The sequence below is a fragment of the Janthinobacterium sp. UMAB-60 genome (assembly GCF_900095235.1).
Lineage (GTDB): Bacteria > Pseudomonadota > Gammaproteobacteria > Burkholderiales > Burkholderiaceae_D > Janthinobacterium.
Map to the genome: position 1 here is coordinate 247,395 of NZ_LT607490.1, position 5,347 is coordinate 252,741.

1 protein-coding gene is annotated in these 5,347 nt (G+C 67.4%); it reads right to left on the reverse strand.

What is annotated here, in order from left to right; genetic code table 11:
* Positions 1-4: 4 nt before the first annotated feature.
* On the reverse strand, positions 5-5,347 hold a 5,343-nt coding region (locus K0F86_RS27590), incomplete at its 5' end, for a filamentous haemagglutinin family protein (protein ID WP_257572185.1).

The following is a 5,347-nucleotide window of genomic DNA, read 5'->3' on the forward strand; positions in this document are numbered from 1 at the left end:
GCCATCATGGCGACAACCTGCTGCGCTCTTGCGCCGTCAACTGGCGCGTGGCCGATTCCGGCAGCGGGCCCAGGCCCAGCACGCGCACGGCGCTGCGCGGGTTGTAGTCGGCCGCCTCGATGCGTGCGCCGTCTGCCGGGGTGGCTTGCGCGCTGTCGGGCGGCGCGTCGCTGCCAAAACCCAGCACGCGCACCGTAAACACCGATGGCTGCGCCGAACGGGTGGCGGCGCGCTCGCGCTGCACCACGTCCTGGGCGGCGGCCGTCGCCTGCGTGGCGGCCGCGCTGGCGTTGGTCATGGCGGCCACATTGACGGACGCCACCGTCGGCATGCCCTTGGATTCGCCCTTGACCTGGATGTTCGCCGCGTTCATCACCGTCAGCGCGGCCAGGTTGACGCTGCCCGAGACGCGGATGCCCGCCTCGCCCGCGTCGATGGTGCCCAGCGGCGCCAGCAAATCCACGTCGCCGGCCGGCACTTCGGCGATCGGCGCCAGCGTGGCGATGCCGGCGCCCGTGCTGGGCACGTCGGACGACAGGGTCACGTTGCCCCAGTTGTCATACACGCGCTTGGGCGGCGTGTAGACGATGGTCGACTTTGAACCACGGCCCGCGTTGATGTCGCCCTGCGACGACCAGCCCAGGATATCGCCGCCAAACGTCGTCATGACGCGGCTCTGGCCCAGCAAGATGCTGCCGTGCGAGAACAGATCGATATTCCCGCCGCCCTTGGTCATGACGCCCGAGGTCGATGGCGGCGCTTCGCCTTCGATGCCGAACACCTGCTTGCCACCCGGCGTCAGCAGTTGAATGTCGCCGCCGAAGTTGGTGTGCACGTAGCCGCTGCGGGGGTAGTAATACCAGCGCTGCTCGTTCTCATTGCGCACCCCGTACAGGCCGCGGTACATGACGATGTCGCCCGCATAGGCAACCGTCTTGCCGCTGGCGTCCGTGGCCGGCGCGAGGGCCGCGATGGCATTGCGGCTGCGCAAAAAGCTGCCATAGCGCGCGCTGTCCCAGTCGTTGTACTCGCGCCCGCCCGCCTTCAGTTCCGCAAAATACACATCGCGGGCAAACACGCGCTGCTGCGGCTCGGGCAAGGCCAGATAGAAGGCTTGCGCTTCGGCGGGCGTGCCCTTGAAGCCGTAGCGCTCGACTAGCCAGGTCACCAATTCGGTTTCGTACGATTTCACCACCTTGCCGGCCTGCTCAGCCAGCGGCACGCCCGTCTTTGCCACGTTGGCCGGGTCCAGGTAAGGCTTGACGAAGCGCAGGTAATCGAGACCGGCCGCGCCCACGCCCGCCTGCATGGCGATGCCGGCGCCCGCACGCTTGTCGCCCTGCACGACGGGGCCGAGGCTGACGACGCTGCCCTTGTCCTGCATCAATATATTACGCCCGGCGCTGATGTCGAGCGTGCCGGGGCCGGCCACGTTGAAGGAGCTGTTCAGGATATCGCGCCCGGCCGACACCACCGACACGTCATATGCATTGTTATGCACGACCAGGTTGCTGATATTCCTGAAGCTCATGTCGCTGTTGCTGGCGCTGCCCTCAATGGCTTCCAGCTGCGCCGTGCCGCTACCGACGATATCGCGTCCAGCCTTCATCCACACGGGTTGGCCACCCTCATACCAGGTGATGCCCGCATGCCTGGCGTCAAAAAATTCGATGATGCGGCCGCTATTCACTCCCACCAGGTCGCCCGTGACGGCATAGATACGGGCCACCTGCGTGCCGCTGTTGGCGGGGCCGGCCGAGGAATTGGGGCCGAAGGCAAACAGCGGGAAGTTCCATTTCGTTGCCGGCGTCCCCGTGCTTGAGACATTGCTAGCCAGGGGACTGCTCACGTAAGGCTTGATATCCCAGCCCGTGAAGCCAGGCTTGAACGGCGTCGCGATGCTGTCGGCGGCAGCGCCGGACTGGCTGATGGCAAAGCCGCCCGCATAGATGGAGTCACTGGCCAGCCATTGCAACTGGGCATAGCCCGACGGTGCCAGCAGCAGGGGGGCGTCATATTCGCGGACGGTATTCGTGCTGCCAATCGCCTTGCCGTAGTACAAACTGCCATGCGCGGCCGCGGCCCGCACGATGGAGGGATAGACGATCGCCAGGTCCGTGGCCGTGCCGACCGGCGCCGTCACAGGCGTCATGTTGCCGCCGGCGGAGAACAGGTCGAGCGCCGTGCGCGGCGTCCACAGGCTGAACCAGCTGTAGCCGTAGCCCTGCTCGCCCGCCGCGCCGGTGAACGGCGTGGCATTGAACGGGGTCACGCGGCCGGGGTCGGCCACATCCTGCACTACCTGGTCGCCCAGCGTCGCCACGCTGAACGTGGCATCGCCCGGCACCAGCGTCATGCCGCCCCGGGGCGACGCGCGCGTGGCGCGGAAGGCGTCGAAGGCCCGCGTTTCCAGCGGCACGTGATCGGTGGCTTGCGTACCATATTGCAGCGCCACGCTGCCCAGCTGCGTGGCCAACGTTTCCGCATGACCACGCAAGTCGACCAGCGCGCCATTCATGTGGCCGCCACCAGCCTTGCCGGCGGGATTGAGGGCGCCGCCCACGCGCAGGTCCAGGTCGCCGCCGCCCGTCAGCAGCAGGCTGCCGTCGGCCTGCACGCGGCCCGTGCCGCCGACAGCCAGCAGCAAGCCCTGGGAACGGGGATTGATGCTGGCGTTATACGTATTGCCAGTCAGCGGCGCCAGCACGCCCGCATCGCCCGCCACGTCGGCGCGCACATTGCCGCCACCCAGGGTGCCGAAGCCCGTAAAGCCCAGCACGGTGTCGGCCAGGGTGTCGCGGCCCACGTAGCTGCCGAAATTGATCCACCACGCCACCGGCTGCGCTGCACCGCCTGTGGCGACGCCACCGCTGCCCTGGCGCCACAGCCAGTTGCCCACTGCTACCGAGTCAGCCATGCCATCCTTGCTCACGGGACGCTGGTTGCTGGCGCTAGCGGCGTCGATCAGCGAGCCGCTCAAGTCGCCGGCCACCTTCAGCAGCAGATTGCCGCCCTGGTCCGGATACCAGGCGCGGTAAATGCTGTCGGCGCCGCCGTTGACCAGGTGTTCATGCGCGCCATCGGGGTTGGCCAGCACCGTGCCGTCGGCATTGCGCGAGCGTGGCAAGTTGAACGGGTCGCCTGCGGAGGTCGGCGTAGACGACATACCGGCCGTGTACACGCCATACAGGCTGTCCATGCGCAAGTCGCCGCCGCTGACCAAGTCCAGGTCTCCCGTGCCCGTGCGCAGCACGCTGTAGCGCAGGCTCGACGGCTTGTAATTGTAGCTGGGGCTGGAGGTGCCGCACCAGCTGGGATTTTCCTCGCACAGGGTAGGCCAGCCCAGTCCGGCAAGGTCGACCACGTCGCCCGCCTTCACGCTCGGGTCGGCGAACTCTTCCGCGCCGACCCTGGTCCACACATAGGCCACCTTCAGCACGCACATGGTCGGATCGCCAGCACAAAAGTCCACGATATTGGTACCGAAGTTGCTGAGGAACTCGTCGGTGATGATTTCACCGGCCACGATGCCCTCGATGCCCAGATCCGCAGCCGCCTGGCTCCAGTACTGCACGCCCTTCGGTGGCACGAGGATGCCATACATGCCGTAGTGGCTGTCGGCCAGGCGCAGCGTGCCGTGGACGGGATGCGCCTGCACGCTGCGCGTGTCGGCCGCATCGAGGTCGGCGCCGGCCACCAGGCGCATGCCCCACGCCTGCGAGCCTTCGGCCAGCATGGGCGCGATGGCCCACAGCTTGCCCTGGCTGCCCGCCACGTCCGGACGCAGCTCGATGGCGTCCACGCCGGCCATCAGCTTGACGTCGGTGCCGGACGGGATCAGCGCACCCACGGCCAGCGCCAGGTTGCCATTGAGCGCGAACACCGAGCGTTCGCCCGCCACGCCGGGCAAGGGCACGCCCTTGGGCCAGGTCATGGCCCGCACCTTGACCATTTGCGCCAGCACGCTGCCGGCGTCAAAGCGCATGCCGGCGGCAAAAGTCTGTTGCGTGGCCAGCAGAGTGCCGGCCGCATGGACGATATTGCCGGCGCTGTCGCGCACGGCGGCCGCCAGCACCGTGCCGGCCGGCAAGGTGACAACCTGGTCCAGAGTCATGGCCACGGGCAGGCGCGTATTTGCGTCCAGATAGAAGGCCTTGAGGGGCACATCGTAATTGAGCGCGATCCCGCCCGGGAACAGCGTTCCATCGGCCACGGTCACGCCCTGGCCCGGCACGATGACGTCGCTGCCATTGAAGTCACGCCCCGGCAGCAGTACCCAGCCGCTGTCGTCCTTGGTGGCGGGCGGCGGCGCGAAACCGTCGTTGATGCTGCCGTAAATGCTCAGATCGCCGCCGGCGCGCAGCAGCAGGCTGCCCACCTCGCCCGAGCCGCGCACATTTGTTGCTTGAAAGCGCGGATTCAGGCTGGCGTAGCGCATGCCTGAGAGGTCCAGGTCGCCCTGCACCACCAGGTCGCCGTCCGGCGTCTTGCTGACGATATCGACGCCGGGACGCAGGTGTAGCGCTTCGGCATACGCGGCCGTGTTCAAGCCAGCCAGTTTAATATTGCGCAAGTTCGTATTCGCCAGCGCCGCATCGATGAAGGCCGTGCTGTCCGCATGCTTACTGTCAAGATATGCCTGGTTAATCACCTGGTAGGGGCGGCCGCTGGCCGACAGGTCCGTGGCGTAGGCCGCGTCGTCGTAGCGCTGCATGGCGTTGACGGCGATCGATTTCGCTCCACGGATGGTCAAACCGCCACCGGCACGGACGCCGATGTCGCCAAAGGTGGCCGCATCAAGATCCGTGCGGGAACCGCCGCTGCCCAGGCGCGGCGCGCTCAGTTCCAGCGTGCCGCGCGCGGCGCCGTCGTGTTCTCCCTTGCCCTTGCCGGCCACGGCCGCCGTGCCGTGGCGCAGGTCGATCTGCGCGCCGCCGGCCAGGTCCAATATGCCTTCGCCCGCGTTCAGTTCCACCGTGGCCCGGTTCGGGCTGTCGATGATCTTGCCATAGCTGTCGACGCGCAAGACCGTGCCATGCGCATCGAGCACGGCGTTGCCGGCCAGGGTGACGCCATGCTTGCCGGCCAGGCGGATACTGCCCACGCGCTCGCCGCTGGCATCGATCACGCCAGTGACGTTGAGGCGGCCATTGTCGACCGATACCTGCACCTCGCCCGCCTTGAGTTCATTGCCAATAGTCAAATCGCCCTGTTTCAGCTGGAAGCTGCGCCCGCCCGTCACGCCGCCTTCCGTCAGGCGCGTGTTCAGCGAGGCGAACTGGCTGTCCAGGGTGCCGCCCGCGCCCAGCGTTTGCGCGCGCACGTCCACACTGCCCTGCTTGTACGG